The sequence below is a fragment of the Rhodovulum sp. 12E13 genome (genome assembly GCF_003340565.1).
GTDB lineage: Bacteria > Pseudomonadota > Alphaproteobacteria > Rhodobacterales > Rhodobacteraceae > HLUCCA09.
Map to the genome: position 1 here is coordinate 1 of NZ_QPLK01000115.1, position 868 is coordinate 868.

At 62.0% G+C, this 868-nt stretch carries 3 protein-coding genes; all 3 read left to right on the forward strand.

Annotated features, from left to right (window positions below; translation table 11 throughout):
* A partial coding sequence (locus DLJ49_RS21995; RefSeq protein WP_158547554.1) for a hypothetical protein occupies positions 1 to 276 on the forward strand: 276 nt, incomplete at its 5' end.
* On the forward strand, positions 273 to 554 hold the full coding sequence (locus DLJ49_RS21340) for a hypothetical protein (protein ID WP_115395497.1): 282 nt from the start codon (positions 273 to 275) through the stop codon (positions 552 to 554). The genes DLJ49_RS21995 and DLJ49_RS21340, both read left to right, overlap by 4 nt.
* 117 nt (positions 555 to 671) lie before the next feature.
* Positions 672 to 868 (forward strand): hypothetical protein (locus DLJ49_RS21610; RefSeq protein WP_147277403.1); only part of this gene is annotated, 197 nt, incomplete at its 3' end.

Genomic DNA, 868 nt, shown 5'->3' on the forward strand with positions numbered 1-868 from the left:
CGACGCCGAGACCGGCCGTTCGAGCCGGCCGATACCCGGAAATCGCAGGCATCCCCGGCCGACGTGCCCTCGTCAGACCGCCTCTGCCCGAAAATCGGCGAAGCCGAAGAGGTAGATCAGACGATCCATAAGACGCGCAAAGAAATAGCCCCCGTTTACAGTGTCACCCCCCAGCGCATCCAACAGATCGAGAAAGAAGGCCTCGCGCAGCTTTCCGATGCGCTCCGGCGCCGGGGTCTCGCGCTGGAGGATTTCGACTTCGGAGGCCCGGCATGACGCCGTGCGCGTGGTTCGACATGACCCTCGCCGCCGCGGGGGATGATGGGCTCCGCCGGGCTGGCCTGTCGGCGCACGAGGTTCTTGCCCTGGCCGGCATGACGACGCCGGAGCGTATGCGCTTCATTGGTCCAGACCGCCTGCCGGATGTCTACGCCGCGTCCGTGGGTGCTGAGGAGCTGTCTCCGGATCTTCGGCGGTGGGTGCGGGCAGGCGCGGAGAGAATGATCGCAGAGATCGAAGCGATCGAGTCCGACGCCGCCCCAGAAAAATCGTAAGGCATTGAAAGCGCGACAAACTTTTTTGCCTGAAAAGTTTTGGGGCGGGTTCGGGCGGGCGTAATTCCTGTGTATCGGGTCGGATGGGCCGGGCCGATAGACAGACAGGAGACTGACATGACGGACGCAGATTTTGCACAGGTCGCTCAGGAAATGCGCGATGAAGAAGAGCTCGCAATCGAGGTCTATGAACCCGCCTTATTCATCGAAATCGGGGGTAATGGCTGGCGTGCCCGCGAAAGCTCTGTAGAATCAAGTTGCTACACCAAGTCCGACAGCAGCCCTCGGAGCACGCCATGGGTGAAACGCTACAG